Genomic DNA, 14,936 nt, shown 5'->3' on the forward strand with positions numbered 1-14,936 from the left:
CCGGGCAGGGGAAAAGGGGATATGACACGTTTTCCGATCCTTCTCCTCGACTATGACGGCACTCTGGCGGAGACGCAGCCAGCCATTCTGCACAGCCTGAAAGAGGCCTTTGATGCGGTGGGTGTGACAGCGCCTTCCGCGGATGTCCTCAAACAGGAACTGACACGGGGCGGGACGCTCCAGACCCTGTTCCAGGCGATCGCACCCAAAAGCGACGAACGCGATGCCGCCTCATTCGTGCGGCACTACCGGGCGTTCTATCCGGCGGCCGACGAGGAAGAGACGGTCCTGTTCGACGGCGTGGTGGAGACGCTCACGGCCCTGAAGGAGCAGGGAAAAACCCTTGCCATTCTCAGCAACAAGCATGCGCCCACGGTTCATGCGAGCATGGCGCGGTTTGGACTGGAACCATTTTTCAGCGGTGTTGTGGCGTCAGAGCCGAATTTTCCGCACAAGCCCGATCCGCGCGTGATGGAAGAGCGCGTTCTTCCGCTTTTTCCCGATCTGCCCCGCTCGGCTTTCCTGATGGTGGGCGATACCGTGGCCGACCTCCAGTTCGCCCGTAACGCCGGGATCGCCTCATGCTGGGCCAGTTACGGTCATGGCTCGTCGCAGCAATGCGCCGCACTGAGGCCGGATCTGCGGATTGATGCTTTCGCGGACCTGCCGACGGCGCTTCGGGGCTGAAGGTCTCCCGAAAGGGAAGTTCAGGCGGTAGGGCCGATGCTGCCGCGCAGGACCAGTTCGGTTTCGAGGATGACGTTTTCGCTGCTGCCTGTGGCGGCGCTCAGCAGACGGACGGCTTCCGTGCCCTTGCGCTCATGCGGCTGGCGGATCGTACTCAGATCCGCGCCTTCTGCGGCGGGGATGTCGTCAAAGCCGAAGATCGACACATCCTGTGGGATGTTCAGGCCAAGCGCACGGATGGTCTGCATGGCGCCGATGGCTACGCGGTCGCTCATGGCGAGGATGGCGGTTGGGCGCTGGGCGCGGTTGAGGAGATGGCGCACGCCCTGGGCGCCCATGTCCTCGGAATTGATCGGGATTTCCCAGGTCGGGACGTCTTCGGGCGCGATCCCGGCTTCCTGCAATGCGAGCACATAGCCTTCAAGCCGCATGGCGATGGTGCTGTGGGCGATATTGGCGCGGCGTTTGGCGGTCAGCGGACCGAAATAGCCGTCATGGGCCGTCTTGAGTGACAGGATGCCGAAATGCCGGTGTCCGAGATCGAGCAGGGTCTTGGCTGCGCGGTAGGCGGAGCCGCGATCGTCGATCCCGACATAGGGCACGCCGTTGAGACGGGGCTGGTCTACCACCACGAGGGGGACATTGCGCTGCTGGGCCATCATGACGCAGCGGCTGTCGGGGGCGACGGAATAGAGGATGTAACCGTCCACGGCAGCGTTGCCGAGCGAGACGGGGGCCGTGCGGTTTCGCAGGTTGCTGCCCGCGGAAATCAGCGCAAGGTCGGTTTCCAGCTCGTCGCAGGAGCGGGCGACGCCGTTGAGGACACTGAGGATCGCGGGATCGGTGAAGGCATAGGGCAGGTCCTCGCTGAAGAGGAAGCCCAGCGCGCCGGCGCGACCGGTGGCAAGCTGCTTGGCGGCCGGATCGGGGCCGGTGTAACCAAGCTCCTGTGCGGCGGCGAGGATCCTCTCGCGTAAAGCGGCCGAGAGCTGGCCTGGACGGATATAGGCGTTTGAGACTGTTGTATGGGAGACGCCGACCTGCGCTGCCACATCCTTGAGGGTTACTTTGCGGCGGTCATGCTGTCTGGTCATGGGTATGGTCTGTCCAGTAACGACACCAGACCCGTCATGTCAGATCCTGACGCTCGCAGTATGGTGTCAGTGCTCTTCGAAAAATCACTGAAAACACCATACCCATTCTGCCGGACAGAAACCAGTCACGGGCGCGGGAGGATTTACGAAAATTGAGAATTTCCTATTCGCCTTTGCCCACGGTCTCCCTCGGGTCTCTCCACAAGCCGTCCGTGCCGGTCAGTCCGGAGGTCAGCCCTGTTTGGGCTTCGGCGCGGGTGCCTTCTTGGTCTGCGGCACCGGGGTGAACATCGCACGGCATTTCGGGGAAAGCTGGTCGATCTTCTTTTTCATGCAGGCGGTGATCTTGGCTTCGTTGGGAATGGCCAGCGTACACAGACGGATGGCGTCGCCCTGGCAGGCCTGCTTCTGTTCTTCGCGGGTAGCCGCGCCAGCGGCCTGCGTCAGTGCAAACGTCAGGCCGGTCAGAGCGATGAAATAACGGATCATATTCTTTCTCCTTACCTACAGGTAAGCGTATGGGGCCTTTTGCGGTTTCAGTCCCGAATAACTTTATCGCAACTACACTTCCCCTGTTGTCTTCAATAAGGACCGGACAATTCCTGATTAAGGACTGTCAGGGGTGAAGAATACGGGCAAAACGCGCCGAGGCTGCTGGCCCGGGGGTGGTTTCAGGTGTGGGGGAAGGGAGTTCTGGCGGGAGTGCGCCGGGCTGCAGGCTCATCAGCAGGGCGCGTGCTCGGCGGGCGTCCGGCGTGTCGGTCCAGCAGTAATGGATGGCGCGGGATTCGCGCTGGGATTCGATCAGTCCCGCACGTCTGAGGGCGCCCAGATGCTGGCTCAGCGTGGGCTGTCCAATGCCGGTCATGGTCTCGATCTCGCTGACGGCATGGGTGCTGTCGAGCAGGGCTGAGAGGATCATGAGGCGCTGCGGCTGGGCGAGGATGCGCAGCCATTCCGCCAGTTCGCGGCTTTTCTCAAGGGGGAGCAGGACGGTCATGAGCGCTCCCGCGTCATGGGCTGGAAGAACCATTTCGCACCGGCCTTTTCCACGGCGGCCTGTGTCTGGAGCGGGGGTGCGACGGTGGGCTGTCCCGGCTGCCAGCTTTCGGGCGTGAGCGCGCCGGCGCGGTCCACTTCCTGAAGCGCGCAGAGCAGGCGCAGCAGTTCGGGGACGGAGCGCCCGACCGTGGCCGGATAGTTCAGGATAGCGCGGATGGTGCCCGACGGGTCGATCACGAAAATCGAGCGCACGGTGGCGCTGTCCTGTGCCGCGCTGTCGAGCATGCCATAGGCGCGGGCGACGGCGAGGGACGGGTCCTCGATGATGGGAAAGGGGATCTGGATTCCGAACTGCGTGTTGATGGCCTCGACCCAGGCGAGATGGGCCGGGAGGCTGTCCGCCGAGATGCCGAGCAGGACGCAGTCCCGCTTCTGGAACTCTTCCGCGCTGCGGGCCAGGGCGATGAACTCGCTGGTGCAGACGGGCGTGAAGTCGGCCGGATGGGCGAAAAGCAGGACCCAGTGTCCGCGCAGGGCGCTCATGATGAATTCGCCATGCGTGGTCCGGGCGCTGAAATCCGGAGCCCGGTCGCCAATGCGCAGAAACGGAAGGGGGGATTCAGCGGGAGTGGATACGTTCATGATCCGGTTCCAAAAGCATCAGGGCGCTTGACATGCAACACTTACAATATTAACTTAACAGTTAATGAAAGTGTCGTAAAGGCATTCCACAGCCAGAAGGTGAACGCCATGCATGATGCAGCAGTCCAGGCCGCAACAGGCCAGATCCGGCGAACCGAGGAAGGCGCGGCGCCCGCTCCCGATGTCTGTACGTTTTTCGACGAAGCCACGAATACCGCGAGCCACGTTGTCCATTGTCCCGTCACGAAGCGCGCAGCCGTTATCGACTCTGTGCTCGATTATGACGCGGCCGCCGGTCGCACGTCCCATGGATCGGCGCAGGCGATTGTCGATTACGTGGAGCGGGAAGGTCTGACCGTCGACTGGCAGCTTGAGACGCATGCCCATGCCGATCACCTCTCCGCCGCTCCCTGGCTGCAGGAAAAGATTGGTGGGAAGCTCGGGATCGGCGCGGATATCACGCGGGTTCAGGCGGTGTTCGGCAAGATCTTCAATGCCGGCACCCGGTTTGCGCGGGACGGATCGCAATTCGATCATCTCTTCACCGACGGCGAGACGTTCCGGATCGGAGACCTCCCCGTCACGGTGCTGCATGTTCCGGGCCATACGCCGGCCGACATGGCCTTCGTGATTGGCAATGCGGCGTTCGTGGGCGATACGATCTTCATGCCGGATTTCGGCACGGCTCGGGCGGATTTCCCGGGCGGTGATCCGCGGCAGCTTTTCCGCTCCATCCGCCGTCTGCTGTCGCTTCCAGCCGAGACGCGGCTGTTCCTGTGCCACGATTACAAGGCACCGGGCCGGGATGAGTATGCCTGGCTGACGACCGTGGGGCATGAGCGGGATTACAACATCCATGTTCATGACGGGGTGAGCGAAGGGGAATTCGTGAAGATGCGGACGGAGCGCGATGCCACGCTGGCGATGCCGCGTCTGCTGATGCCGTCCGTGCAGGTCAATATGCGCGGGGGGCACCTGCCCGAACCCGAAGCTGATGGTGTGAGCTATATCAAGATCCCTGTCAATCGCGTCTGACCTGGGCGCACCTGTACCTTATTCCCCGAGATTTTAGCCGTTTCTGGAATTCCCATGCCAACCCGTCATCTGACCGACAGCTACGCCGTTTCCCCCCAGATTGCCGTGCAGGATATTGCGGATCTGAAGGCGGAGGGTTTTCGCACGATCCTGTGTTTCCGTCCGGACGGGGAAGCCCCGGACCAGCCGGAAATGACGGTGATTGAAGAAGCAGCCAAAGAGGCTGGACTGGCGTTTGCGGCAATCCCCGTGAAGGCCGGGACAGTGCCGGATGAGGCGCAGGTGGCGCAGACGCGGACGGCTCTGGCCACCCTTCCGGGCCCGGTTGTCGGCTATTGCCGTTCCGGGACACGGGCGGCGCAGATCTGGGCTCTGGCGGAAGCGGGCAAGCGTCCGGCTGCGGAGATTTTCGCGGCGGCGGCCAAGGCCGGGGTGGATATCAGCGGTCTGCGGGGCCGGATCGAGAGTGTTGCGGCACCGTCTGCGGCTCCACGCAAGGGAGCGGCGCATTTTCAGGTGCTGATTATTGGCGGTGGCGCGGGTGGCCTGTCGGTTGCGGGCAGTCTGCTCAAGCGCAACAGCCATCTGTCGATCGGTGTGGTCGAGCGCTCGAACGAGCATTTCTACCAGCCGGGCTGGACGCTTGTGGGCGGGGGTGTCTTTCAGGCGGCCCAGACGCGCCGCAAGGAAGCGGATGTCATGCCGAAAGACGTCGTCTGGGTACGTCAGGCGGCGAAGTTGTTCCGGCCCGATGTGCGGGAGGTTGTTCTGGGGGACGGGTCTGTCGTTTCCTATGATGCACTGATCGTGGCGACGGGGATTACGCTGAACTGGGATGCCATTCCGGGTCTGGCGGAGACGCTGGGCAAGAACGGTGTGACGTCGAACTACCGCTTCGATCTGGCGCCCTATACCTGGCAGCTGGTGCAGCAGCTCAAGAGCGGGACGGCGATCTTCACGCAGCCGCCCATGCCGATTAAGTGTGCCGGTGCACCGCAGAAGGCCGTGTATCTGTCCTGTGATGCCTGGAAGCGCCGTGGCGTGCTGGATAGCATTTCGGTCGAGTTCGACACGGCCACGCCGGGACTGTTTGGCGTGAAGGAATTCGTGCCGCCGCTGATGGAATACATCAAGTGCTATCACGTCGGGCTGCATACCGGATCGAAGCTGGTGGCAGTGGATGGTCCGAACCGGACCGCCGTGTTCGAGCGCAAGGTCGGCGAAGGTGTGGAGCGCGTCGAACGCAAGTTCGACATGCTGCATGTCGTGCCGCCGCAGAGCGCGCCGCAGGTGATCCGCGAGAGTGCGCTGGCGGGTTCGGACGGGTTCGTTGAGGTCAATCCGGCGACGTTGCAGCATGTGCGTTTCCCGGATGTGTTCGCCATTGGTGACGTGATCGGCACATCCTCAGCTAAGACGGCTGCGGCGGTTCGCGTGCAGGCGCCTGTGGTGGCGACCAATGTGCTGGCCTTCCTGAAGCATCAGGCTCCGGTTTCGGAATATGAGGGCTATGGCGCCTGTCCGCTGACGGTGGAAAACGGGCGGATCGTGCTGGCCGAGTTCCGTTATGGCGGCAAGCTGGCGCCGACGCTGCCGAAATGGCTGCTCAACGGGCAGAAGCCGACGCGTCTGGCCTGGTGGCTCAAGAAATATGTCATGCCGCTGATGTACTGGGACGGCATGCTCAAGGGGCGCGAACTCATGGTTGCGCCCAAGCCGCTGAACGCGAAGAAGGGCGGCTGAACCGGTTGTGCATATTGCGCTTGAACTGGCCTGCGGTGTCCTGATCGGATTTACGCTGGGGCTGATCGGGGGCGGGGGGTCCATCCTTGCCGTGCCCCTGATGGTCTATGTGGTGGGGGTGAAAAACCCCCATGTCGCGATCGGGACGAGTGCGATGGCCGTGGCGGTCAACGCGTTGACCGGGCTGGTAAGCCATGCCCGGGCCGGGACGGTCAAATGGAAATGCGCGGCCATTTTCGCGCCCTGCGGTGTCGTGGGGGCGCTCATCGGGGCGGCCTTCGGCAAGGCGGTGAACGGGCAGAAGCTGCTGCTCTGCTTTGCGCTGCTGATGGTCGTGGTGGGCGTTCTCATGCTGCGGGGGCGACGCAACAAGGGTGAGGCGGGGGCGGCGTGCAATCGCCAGAACATGCCGCGCGTCATGATGGCCGGGGCCGGGACGGGTGTGCTGTCCGGGTTTTTTGGGATCGGTGGCGGGTTTCTGATCGTACCCGCGCTCATTGCCTGCACGCGGATGCCCATTCTCAATGCCGTGGGAACGTCGCTTGTAGCCGTGGCCGCGCTGGGAGCCAGTACGGCGTTGAGTTACATGCTTTCGGGCTATGTGGACTGGGTGATGGGTGCGCTGTTCGTGGCGGGGGGAATTGTGGGCAGTTTCTTCGGAACCCGGGCGGCGAAGCGTCTGTCGGGTTCCGGTGCGGCGCTGACGACGTTCTTTGCGTGCGTCATCTTCACGGTTGCGGCCTATATGATCTGGAAGAGCCTTTCGGCCCTGTAAGAACGATCAGTCGAGGCCGAAATTCGGGAAGATGGTGAAGCAGACCATCGAAAAATAGAACATCACCGCCAGCAGGATGTGACACATATAGAGCGGCGCGATCATGGCGCCGCGCCTGCGGAAGAAGGCCATCAGCACACCGAAGGCGGCGATGGCCACGGCAAGCGCCACGTTCAGCATGAGCCGGCTGTCGCCGTTGCTGATGGCGATGACCAGAAAGACCGAGCCCACAATGGCCGAGCCGACATGCACGGGCGTGAGGAAGCTGAAGGGGCGTTTGTACCGGGCCGCGAAAATGGCGAGCCAGACGCCCATGATCACCGTGAGAGTGAAACATCCCGTCGAAGCGTACAGCATCTGTAATCCACCCTGTTCCTGATGTCCCTGCGCAGACTCTCGGAGCCGTGACCAGAATATTCGGAAGTCTCCGCATTCCTCAGGTCTTGCAGAACACGTTGCTCCGACTGCGTATTTACTCCAGAACGGCCTTTTGGGCCAGACGTTCCCGGATGCGGGGCGCTTTCTCCCCTGAGTGGTGCAGAAAAATTGTACCACCCCCCGGTATTCTGATTTTCAAGGTTTCCTTTCTGTTTCGATATGACATACTGGTGACACGCAAGAGGCCGGGGAGGATACAAAGGGATGGATCTGGGAGCACGCCTGCGATTTGTGCGGACGGCACGGAACCTGTCCCAGCGTGAATTGGCCAAGCGGACTGGTGTGACCAATTCCACGATCTCCCTCATCGAATCAGGGGACATGAATCCTTCCGTCGGAACGCTCAAGCGTATTCTGGACGGGATTCCCGTGACGCTCGGAGAGTTTTTCAGCATTGCCCCCGAGGGCGGTGAAAAGATCTTCTACCGGGCGGACGAACTGATGACGTTCGAGCAGGGCGGCGTGACCTTCCGGCAGGTCGGGGCCCCCCTGTTTGGCCGGAGCCTTCAGATCCTGCGCGAGACCTATGCGTCCGGGGCGGATACCGGGGCCACGGTCTATGCCCATGAAGGCGAAGAGGGCGGGTTTGTCCTGCACGGCCAGGTGGAAATCACGGTGGGAGACAGGCGCGAGATCCTGGGCCCGGGCGATGCCTATCATTTCGACAGCCGTCAGCCGCATCGTTTCCGCTGTCTCAGCTCCGAAGGCTGCGAGATCATCAGCGCCTGTACGCCGCCAACGTTCTAGGATTTCCGTCCCGAACCTTCAGAAGCCCCGCGTTCAAAAGAACGGGAGGGATGTGCTTTCCCGCAGGCTGCGGCGTTGTGTTGTGGGACTATGCCTGTCCGTATTGTGGTCCAGGGCGGGCGTGCCCAGCGGAGAGCCACGGACATGCCAGACCGTCCGTACCCAGAGAGAAACATCATGTTCCGTGTGGTCGCTGCTTCTTTGCGCAGGGGGCTGGGTGCGGGGGCGATGGTCTGCGTCCTGTTACTGAGCGGTCCGGCTGCGGCAGCGAGTGTGACGCGGACGCGGGACATCTGCCCGGTTCAGCGGGCGATGCTTCAGATCGAAACGAAGACCTTTGCCGCGGCCGTGGCAGAACTGTCCCGCAAGACGAAATGCCCCGTGCTGATGGATGAGGGGCTTCTGCGCGGCGGGAACAGCATTGCCGTCGCCGGAGTTTATACGCCGCGCGAGGCTCTGATCCGGCTTCTGGGCAATGCCGAGCTGGATGTGATCGAGACGGTTCAGGGACTGGCCGTCATGCCGCTGAGCTATCGGGCCGCGCATCGCATGGACCATGCTGAACGGATGTAGTTCAGCTCGGTCAGCGGCGCCCTTTCCAGATGCGGCGTTGCAGCAGGAAGGTCAGGAGCGCCATCAGGGCGAGATAGGCCAGGACATAGACGCCAATCCGTCTGCGCTTGGCCTGATGGGGATGGGCAACCCCGTCGAGAAAGGCCGAGACGTCGCCGGCCATCTGCGCGGATGTCGCAGGCGTGCCGTCGGGATAGGTGAGCATGCCGTCCTGAAGGGGCGGGGGCATGCCGATATGCTTCCATTTCAGGGCGGTGTTGTAATAGCGGCCCTCGTCGAGCGTCACGCCTGCAGGTGTAGGAGCATAAGAGAGCAGGATCTGCCGGATTTCTTCGGCGCCCCTGGGCAGCGTCAGGGCCAGCCGGGAGAGATCGGGCGGGAGCAGTCCGTGATTGGCGAGGCGCCCCATGGCCTCGTTGGGGTAAGGCGAGAGGATGGGATCGGTGGCTGTGGCGGGGCGGGTTTTCGGATCGCCATTATCGTCCGTGCCATTGGGCATCTGCCGGTCGGCGGCCCATTTGCGGATTTGAACCGGCGAGAGTCCGAGGCGGCTCATGTCGCCATACGTGACGTGTTCCATGCCATGGCAGGCGCTGCAGACCTGCTGGAAAACCATCAGGCCGCGCTGGGCGGGTGTGCTCGCACAGGCGGGCAGGGCTGTCAGGCTGGCAGCGAGTATGAGGTTCCGGGTCCAGCGCGTCATGACGACATCTCCCGTTCGGAGGCCAGCGGCATGACGAGCAGGAAATGGATGAACCACCAGGCTATCGCCACGCGGCTGGCGAGCAGCCATGCCGGGGTGGGTGCGTGCATTCCGGCAATGCCGAGCAGAATGAAGGCTGCGAAAGCGAGGGGCAGGGACAGGCGCACCATCGGTCGCCGTGTTGCGGGGCGGATGGTGGAACGGTCCAGCCAGGGCAGCACGAACAGGACGGCGAGGCTCCCCGAGGCGAGGAGAAGCCCGCCGAGGCGTGAGGGTACTGCGCGGAGGATCGCGTAGAACGGGGCGAAATACCATTCCGGCCGGATGTCGCGCGGTGTGACGAGCGGGTTGGCCTGAATGTAGTTGTCGGCCAGCGTCAGCAGGTCAGGGAGGAAAAAGACCAGCCCGGCATAGACCATCAGGAACAGGCAGAGCGCGAAGCCGTCGCGGCTGGTGTAATAGGGGTGGAACGGCAGGGTCTGGCTCGGGTTGACGGGATCAACGCCCGAAGGATTGTTCGATTTCACGACATGCAGCGCCGCGACATGCAGGGCGATGACGCCGAGGATCGCAAAGGCCATCGTGAAATGCAGCACGAAAAGCCGATGCAGCGCCACGTTCCCCAAAGTGTCTCCGCCCAGCAGGAGTTCGGACAGCGGCTGCCCGATCAGGGGAATGGCATGGACGGCGTTCAGGATCACCGTGGCCCCCCAGTAGGACATCTGCCCCCAGGGCAGGACGTAACCGGCAAAGGCCGTGACCATCACCATCAGCATCAGGCCAAGCCCGGTCAGCCAGAGCAGTTCGCGCGGGGCCTTGTAGGAGCCGTACCACAGGCTGCGTCCGATATGGATGTAAAGGCAGGCGAACAGCATCGTCACGCCACCCATGTGCAGGCTGCGAATGAACCAGCCCGAGGGGACCTGCCGGTCGATGGCTTCAACGCTGGTAAAGGCCTGCGTGATGTCGGGCGTGTAGTTGATCGCGAGGAACAGGCCGCTGGCGATCATGAAGGCCATTGTGACGATCAGGAACGCGCCGAAGCTCCACAACGCATTGAGGTTGCGGGGCATCGGGAAGGCAACGTACTGGCGGCGCAGCAGGCTCATGACCGGCAAGCGGCGTTCGAGCCAGCCGGGCGGATCTGTGTCGGGCGTTTTCAGGGGCGAAGTCATGCGGGCCGGTCTTCAGATCTGCTGGATGTCGGACATGCTGAAGCCCGGATCACCCGCGCTGTGGCCGATGCGGAGTTTCGTGTCGGAAAGGAATGTCACGGGCGGGACCGGCAGATTGCAGGGCGCGGGTGCGCGGCGGGCAACACGCCCTGCAGCGTCGAAGTGTGATCCGTGGCAGGGGCAGAAATATCCCCCCTTTGCTTCGGGTGTGGAGCCGGGTTTTTCGAAAGAGGGCACGCAGCCAAGATGGGTGCAGACCCCAATCAGCACGCCATACTCAGGGCGGACCGAACGGTGCCAGTTTGTCGCGTCCTTTGGCTGCTGGAGGATTTTCGAGTCCGCGTCGCGCAGGGTGGCCAGGTGGTCCGGAGCCTGAAGTGCAGCCAGCATCTGAGGTGTGCGGCGCTGGATGAAAACAGGCCAGTCCCGCCAGCGCACGGTTATGTCCTGCCCGGGCGCGAGAGACGACAGATCGACGTCCAGCAGCCGGTCGGACAGGGAAGTGGCCGCCGGATTTTTCAGGCTCTCGACAAAGGGAACGGCCAGAGCGCAGGCCCCCGCACAGCCGAGCACCACGGTCCCGGTGGCCAGCAGATCCCGCCGTCTGGTGCAATCCGAAGAAGGGGGCGTCTCGCTCTGGGTCATGCGGAACCTCTGCCGGCTGCGCCGGCTGCCCGGCAGGAAAGATGTCCGCAGGATAGGCGTCTTTGCGCTTTCGAGAAAGGCGGCGTGCAGTAGCTTTCGGGTCGTTTGGGAGCTAGTGTTTTCCGAACTGATGTAACGACGCAAATTGCGGAAGGGCCCCGGACATGACAACGAAATCCCGCTTCAGGATCATGCTTGCGGCTCTTCTGGGCCTGATGCCGCTCATGGCGTCCCAGGCTATCGCGGCGGATGGAGTGGCGCTGTACCGGGGAAAATGCGCGATGTGTCACGGACCTGCGGGCGCCGGGCGTCCGGGGACTTTTCCTCCGCTTGCGGGTCGAGTCGGGCAGATTGCGGGCAATCCGGATGGGAAAGCGTATCTGGCGGCGGTGCTGCTGAACGGGCTGCATGGTCCGATCACGGTGGACGGACAGTCCTACAAGGGATTCATGCCCTCATTCCGCGCATTGTCGGATGAGGATATCGCAGCCGTTCTGGCCTATGTCAGCACTCTGGGTAACAGCGCGGCGCCTGCGGGGATATCCGCCCAGGATGTGGCCTCCGTCAGGGCTGCGCCGATGGATGCGGCCGCGGTTCAGGCGAAACGGGCCGCCCTTCAGACGGCTCATGTGATCCCCTGACCGAAAACGGACATATTTTGTTACCAAACAAACGTAAATGCGTCTTGTAACGGTGCGTCCATATCTGACTAGCTGCGTTCATTCCAAGTGATGCCAGCCGGTGAAATGGCCAGAGAGGGGAAGGACCATGTCACAGACCATAGTGCCGCATACTTTACCGCTAAAGAACGTCCACGTTCCCGCTCGGGACCGGACGGCTACCCGGGCACCGGGCCGGCCGGTCAATCTGAGGCTCAAGGACAATATCCTGGCGGCGATCGCACGAGTGCTCGTGGAAGAGGGCTATCAGGGCCTCACCATCAGCCGCGTCGCCAAGGCTGCTGGTGTCTCGACCGCGACGGTCTATCGGCGCTGGCCGACGAAGCAGGCCATGTTCTTTGATGCGATGCGTCTGTGGCGTGATGATCTGACCCCGCAGATCGATACGGGCAGCTTCGCCGGTGACGTGGATGAACTCATCGCCGCCCGTATCCGGTTTCTGGCGCGCAGCCTGATTGCCGGCTGAGCGCTTACAGAGGCCTCAGAAGCCGTACGACACGCGGCCGCCAATGAAACGGGGCGGCCCGGGGATGTAGAAATAGGTTGTCGTCGCCATGCCGCCGCTTTCAAAGAAGCTGCGGTTGAGCAGGTTGGACGCGTAGACCGTGGCTTCCCACTTCCCTGAAGAGGGACGCAGGGTCGCATGGGCGCCGAGCAGGAAATAGGGCGGCAGGCGATAGAAGCCCGTACCGCCGACCGCGATGGCCTGACTGCCGCGATAGGACCAGTCCGGCCCGATATCGAAGCCCAGCCCCGGCGTCAGCGCCTGCCGCCATTCGGCCTGACCGTTGAGGGTCAGTTTGGGCTGGCCGTTATCCACACCCGCGAAATTGCTGTTCACGGCCTGCCAGACGCCCGTCTTGGCGTAGGCGGCGTTGGTGGCGGCACGATTGACGTTCAGGAAATCCTGATAGTTACCACGCTGCCAGCCGATATTCTGCGTCACGAAGACATGGCGCACCGGGTGTAGTTCGATCGTCCCTTCGAAACCCCAGCTTTCGGATTTGGGGACGTTCGTGATCTCGCTCAGCGGTCCGTAATTCGGGATCAGCACCGTGCCCACGACCTGCTGGTTGTGGAAGTCGTTGTAAAACGCCGCTCCGTTCAGGCGCAGGACATTGGGGATCGGGTCGCTCTTGACGCCGAGTTCGTAGGTCAGCACCGTCTCAGGGCCGAACGGGTCGAGCTGGGCCTGGATCTGGGTGTTGTTGGCGCTGAAGCCCCCGGGTTTGAAGCCCTTGCTCATTTTGTAATAGACGAGCGTGCTTTTTGTCGCCTGCCATGACACGCCAACCTGTCCCGCAAACTGGGCCGAGGCCGTGCTTTCGCCGTGGAAGGCTGTCGTCTTGCCGCCGAAGATTTCCGACGTCAGGCCGGGCAGGCTGCGGTCGTCGATTTCGTGCAGCAGGCCTGCGAACAGCGTCACGTTATGGGGCAGGCGGTAGCTGATGTGGCCGAATTCGGACGTGCTCTCCTGATTCATGGTGAAGGACGTGGCCATCATGTAACCGCGCGCCGCATAGTCGGTATAGTCGAAAAAGAAGCGCTGTTTCATGCGGCTGCGCTGGTAGAACGCCCCGACCACCCATTGCAGGCGGCTGTCTGGATTGCTGGAGCCCAGACGCAGCTCCTGCGTAAAGGCATTGGCGCTGATGGTGCGGTAGGTGTCGGCTTCGGAGCGGGACGTGCCGTCCTGATCGGTATATTCGCCCTGCCGCTCGGTCTCGAATGCGGAGACGGAGGTGAGTTTCGCGAACCCGAAATCATGGTCCATGTGCAGGTCCCAGCCCCAGAACTGGTTGTGTTCGCTGGGTTTGAGGCTTTCCGGACGTCCGATCAGGTTGGCGAATTGCGGACGGACAGACCATTCGGCCTGCGTCTGGCCAAGCTGGGGCAGGCCGGTCGTGCCGATCAGGCGGTGGACGGCCTGGCTGGTGACGACCTGGCTGTTGTCCTGCACGAAATGGCCGGACAGCAGGATCGTGGTGCGGTTGTCATCCGAGTGCCAGCGCAGCTTGCCGCGCAGGGCGTAGGAATCTGCGTCTCCAAGATGGGCGCCGTTCTGCGGGTCGGTCTGCCAGCCACCGCCCTGCCGGATCTGCCCAGCCAGACGGAAATCCAGCCCCTTGGCGATCGGGCCGGAAATATAGGCCTCGCTGCGGCTGCGGGCATAGGAGGCGATGTCCTGACTGGCCCCGTAATGCAGGGTGCTGGTCGGATCAGCGGTTCGGAAGCGGACTTCGCCGCCGGTGTCGGACTGTCCATGTGTGGTGCCGACCGGGCCGGGAGTAACGGTCGCGTCCGCCAGATCGAACATCAAACCGCTCGCCATGGTCGAGAACGCGAACGGCACGTCATCGAAATAGGTCATGACGGTGGGGATGTTGTTCTGGGTGAAGTCGTTGAAGCCGACGCCACGCAGATAGAAATTGGTCGAGGCCGTGCCGTTGATGGACTGGATCGTCAGATTGGGCGCCACGCGTTCCAGATCACGTAGGGTCACGACACCGCGCTGGGTCAGGCGGTCGGCGGTCAGGCGCGTATCGGCGTCCGGGCTGTGCTGTGCTGCAGCAAAGGCGAAGTCCGTCCGGCGTGCAGTGACGGCGATCGTTTCGGTGTCACGGGCCTGGATGGACTGGGGGGCGGCTTTGCGGGCTACAGGCTTTGCGGCCGGATGATGGGCACTGGCGTGATGGGACGCTTCGCTCTTGCCTGCCAGAGGCTTCGCCTTTTCCGGCGAGGCCGCCAGGGCGAGGGACGGGCCAAGGAGACTGGCGCTGAAGCTGGCACTGAGGCTGGCGCTCAGGAGAAGGGCCTTGCGAAGCGTCATGGAAAGGGCGGTTCTCCTGAAGAGGGGGCGTTCCAAGCGGGCAGTCTTCCTGAAAAAGGACAGCAAAGCCCGAAAAATCACCGTGCTTATATTGTACTCATGCAACAGAGCAAACCCTCGATGCACAATGACGCACAGAGGCGCAGATTTTGCTTGAACTGTTATGA

General features: G+C 62.7%; 17 protein-coding genes. 8 read left to right on the forward strand and 9 right to left on the reverse strand.

The features are described 5' to 3' along the window. Positions 1–21: 21 nt before the first annotated feature. Positions 22–687: an HAD family hydrolase gene (locus GOX01_RS00425; protein WP_011252156.1), complete on the forward strand. Its 666-nt coding sequence runs from the start codon at positions 22–24 to the stop codon at positions 685–687. Positions 688–707: 20 nt separating this feature from the next. On the opposite strand, the gene GOX01_RS00430 is transcribed toward GOX01_RS00425, so the two are convergent. From GOX01_RS00430 to GOX01_RS00445, 4 genes are all read right to left on the reverse strand, one after another. Beyond that, positions 708–1,781: a LacI family DNA-binding transcriptional regulator gene (locus GOX01_RS00430; RefSeq protein ID WP_062268784.1), complete on the reverse strand. Its 1,074-nt coding sequence runs from the start codon at positions 1,779–1,781 to the stop codon at positions 708–710. Between the two features lie 231 nt (positions 1,782–2,012). Then, complete coding sequence (locus tag GOX01_RS00435; RefSeq protein WP_011252153.1) at positions 2,013–2,270, reverse strand: hypothetical protein; 258 nt, start codon at positions 2,268–2,270, stop codon at positions 2,013–2,015. A gap of 127 nt (positions 2,271–2,397) precedes the next feature. Next, entirely contained in the window at positions 2,398–2,781 is a 384-nt protein-coding gene (locus tag GOX01_RS00440; RefSeq protein WP_011252152.1) for an ArsR/SmtB family transcription factor, read from the reverse strand. Next, positions 2,778–3,425 carry a peroxiredoxin gene (locus GOX01_RS00445; protein ID WP_011252151.1) on the reverse strand — a complete coding sequence of 216 codons (648 nt, stop codon included), beginning with the start codon at positions 3,423–3,425 and terminating at the stop codon, positions 2,778–2,780. Before GOX01_RS00445 ends, GOX01_RS00440 begins: the two co-directional genes overlap by 4 nt. A gap of 108 nt (positions 3,426–3,533) precedes the next feature. On the opposite strand from GOX01_RS00445, the gene GOX01_RS00450 reads away from it, so the two are divergent. The 3 genes from GOX01_RS00450 to GOX01_RS00460 are packed head-to-tail and all read left to right on the forward strand — an operon-like array spanning position 3,534 to position 6,978. Beyond that, positions 3,534–4,460 (forward strand): MBL fold metallo-hydrolase, encoded by a 927-nt coding sequence (locus tag GOX01_RS00450; protein ID WP_011252150.1) that lies wholly within the window; start codon positions 3,534–3,536, stop codon positions 4,458–4,460. A 54-nt stretch (positions 4,461–4,514) separates the two neighbouring features. Then, complete coding sequence (locus tag GOX01_RS00455; RefSeq protein WP_011252149.1) at positions 4,515–6,203, forward strand: bifunctional protein tyrosine phosphatase family protein/NAD(P)/FAD-dependent oxidoreductase; 1,689 nt, start codon at positions 4,515–4,517, stop codon at positions 6,201–6,203. Between the two features lie 7 nt (positions 6,204–6,210). Next, complete coding sequence (locus GOX01_RS00460; RefSeq protein WP_011252148.1) at positions 6,211–6,978, forward strand: sulfite exporter TauE/SafE family protein; 768 nt, start codon at positions 6,211–6,213, stop codon at positions 6,976–6,978. Between the two features lie 6 nt (positions 6,979–6,984). Here GOX01_RS00460 and GOX01_RS00465 read toward each other — a convergent pair whose 3' ends face one another. Further along, positions 6,985–7,335, reverse strand: a complete 351-nt coding sequence (locus GOX01_RS00465; protein WP_011252147.1) for a hypothetical protein — start codon at positions 7,333–7,335, stop codon at positions 6,985–6,987. A 285-nt stretch (positions 7,336–7,620) separates the two neighbouring features. Between GOX01_RS00465 and GOX01_RS00470 the strand changes: the two genes are divergently transcribed. Both GOX01_RS00470 and GOX01_RS00475 read left to right on the forward strand, forming a co-directional pair. Next, positions 7,621–8,163: a cupin domain-containing protein gene (locus GOX01_RS00470; protein ID WP_011252146.1), complete on the forward strand. Its 543-nt coding sequence runs from the start codon at positions 7,621–7,623 to the stop codon at positions 8,161–8,163. Positions 8,164–8,340: 177 nt separating this feature from the next. Further along, entirely contained in the window at positions 8,341–8,736 is a 396-nt protein-coding gene (locus GOX01_RS00475) for an STN domain-containing protein (protein ID WP_024716849.1), read from the forward strand. A 10-nt stretch (positions 8,737–8,746) separates the two neighbouring features. Here the strand turns inward: GOX01_RS00475 and GOX01_RS00480 are convergent, their stop codons facing one another. From GOX01_RS00480 to petA, 3 genes are read right to left on the reverse strand one after another with little or no spacing between them, the layout of a single operon-like run. Then, positions 8,747–9,439 carry a cytochrome c1 gene (locus tag GOX01_RS00480; protein ID WP_011252144.1) on the reverse strand — a complete coding sequence of 231 codons (693 nt, stop codon included), beginning with the start codon at positions 9,437–9,439 and terminating at the stop codon, positions 8,747–8,749. Further along, positions 9,436–10,614, reverse strand: coding sequence for a cytochrome b (locus GOX01_RS00485; protein ID WP_062268983.1), 1,179 nt, complete (start codon positions 10,612–10,614; stop codon positions 9,436–9,438). Before GOX01_RS00485 ends, GOX01_RS00480 begins: the two co-directional genes overlap by 4 nt. Positions 10,615–10,626: 12 nt before the next feature. Further along, positions 10,627–11,259, reverse strand: coding sequence for a ubiquinol-cytochrome c reductase iron-sulfur subunit (gene petA / locus GOX01_RS00490; RefSeq protein ID WP_011252142.1), 633 nt, complete (start codon positions 11,257–11,259; stop codon positions 10,627–10,629). A 164-nt stretch (positions 11,260–11,423) separates the two neighbouring features. Here petA and GOX01_RS00495 point away from each other — a divergent pair, with 164 nt between their 5' ends. Together GOX01_RS00495 and GOX01_RS00500 are read left to right on the forward strand one after the other, a co-directional pair. After that, positions 11,424–11,900: a c-type cytochrome gene (locus tag GOX01_RS00495; RefSeq protein WP_034953851.1), complete on the forward strand. Its 477-nt coding sequence runs from the start codon at positions 11,424–11,426 to the stop codon at positions 11,898–11,900. 127 nt (positions 11,901–12,027) lie between these two features. Beyond that, entirely contained in the window at positions 12,028–12,405 is a 378-nt protein-coding gene (locus GOX01_RS00500; protein ID WP_228119111.1) for a TetR/AcrR family transcriptional regulator, read from the forward strand. A gap of 15 nt (positions 12,406–12,420) precedes the next feature. Here GOX01_RS00500 and GOX01_RS00505 read toward each other — a convergent pair whose 3' ends face one another. Next, entirely contained in the window at positions 12,421–14,769 is a 2,349-nt protein-coding gene (locus GOX01_RS00505) for a TonB-dependent receptor (RefSeq protein WP_011252139.1), read from the reverse strand. Between the last annotated feature and the right edge of the window lie 167 nt (positions 14,770–14,936).

Source organism: Gluconobacter oxydans (genome assembly GCF_006539685.1).
GTDB classification, from domain to species: Bacteria; Pseudomonadota; Alphaproteobacteria; order Acetobacterales; family Acetobacteraceae; genus Gluconobacter; species Gluconobacter oxydans.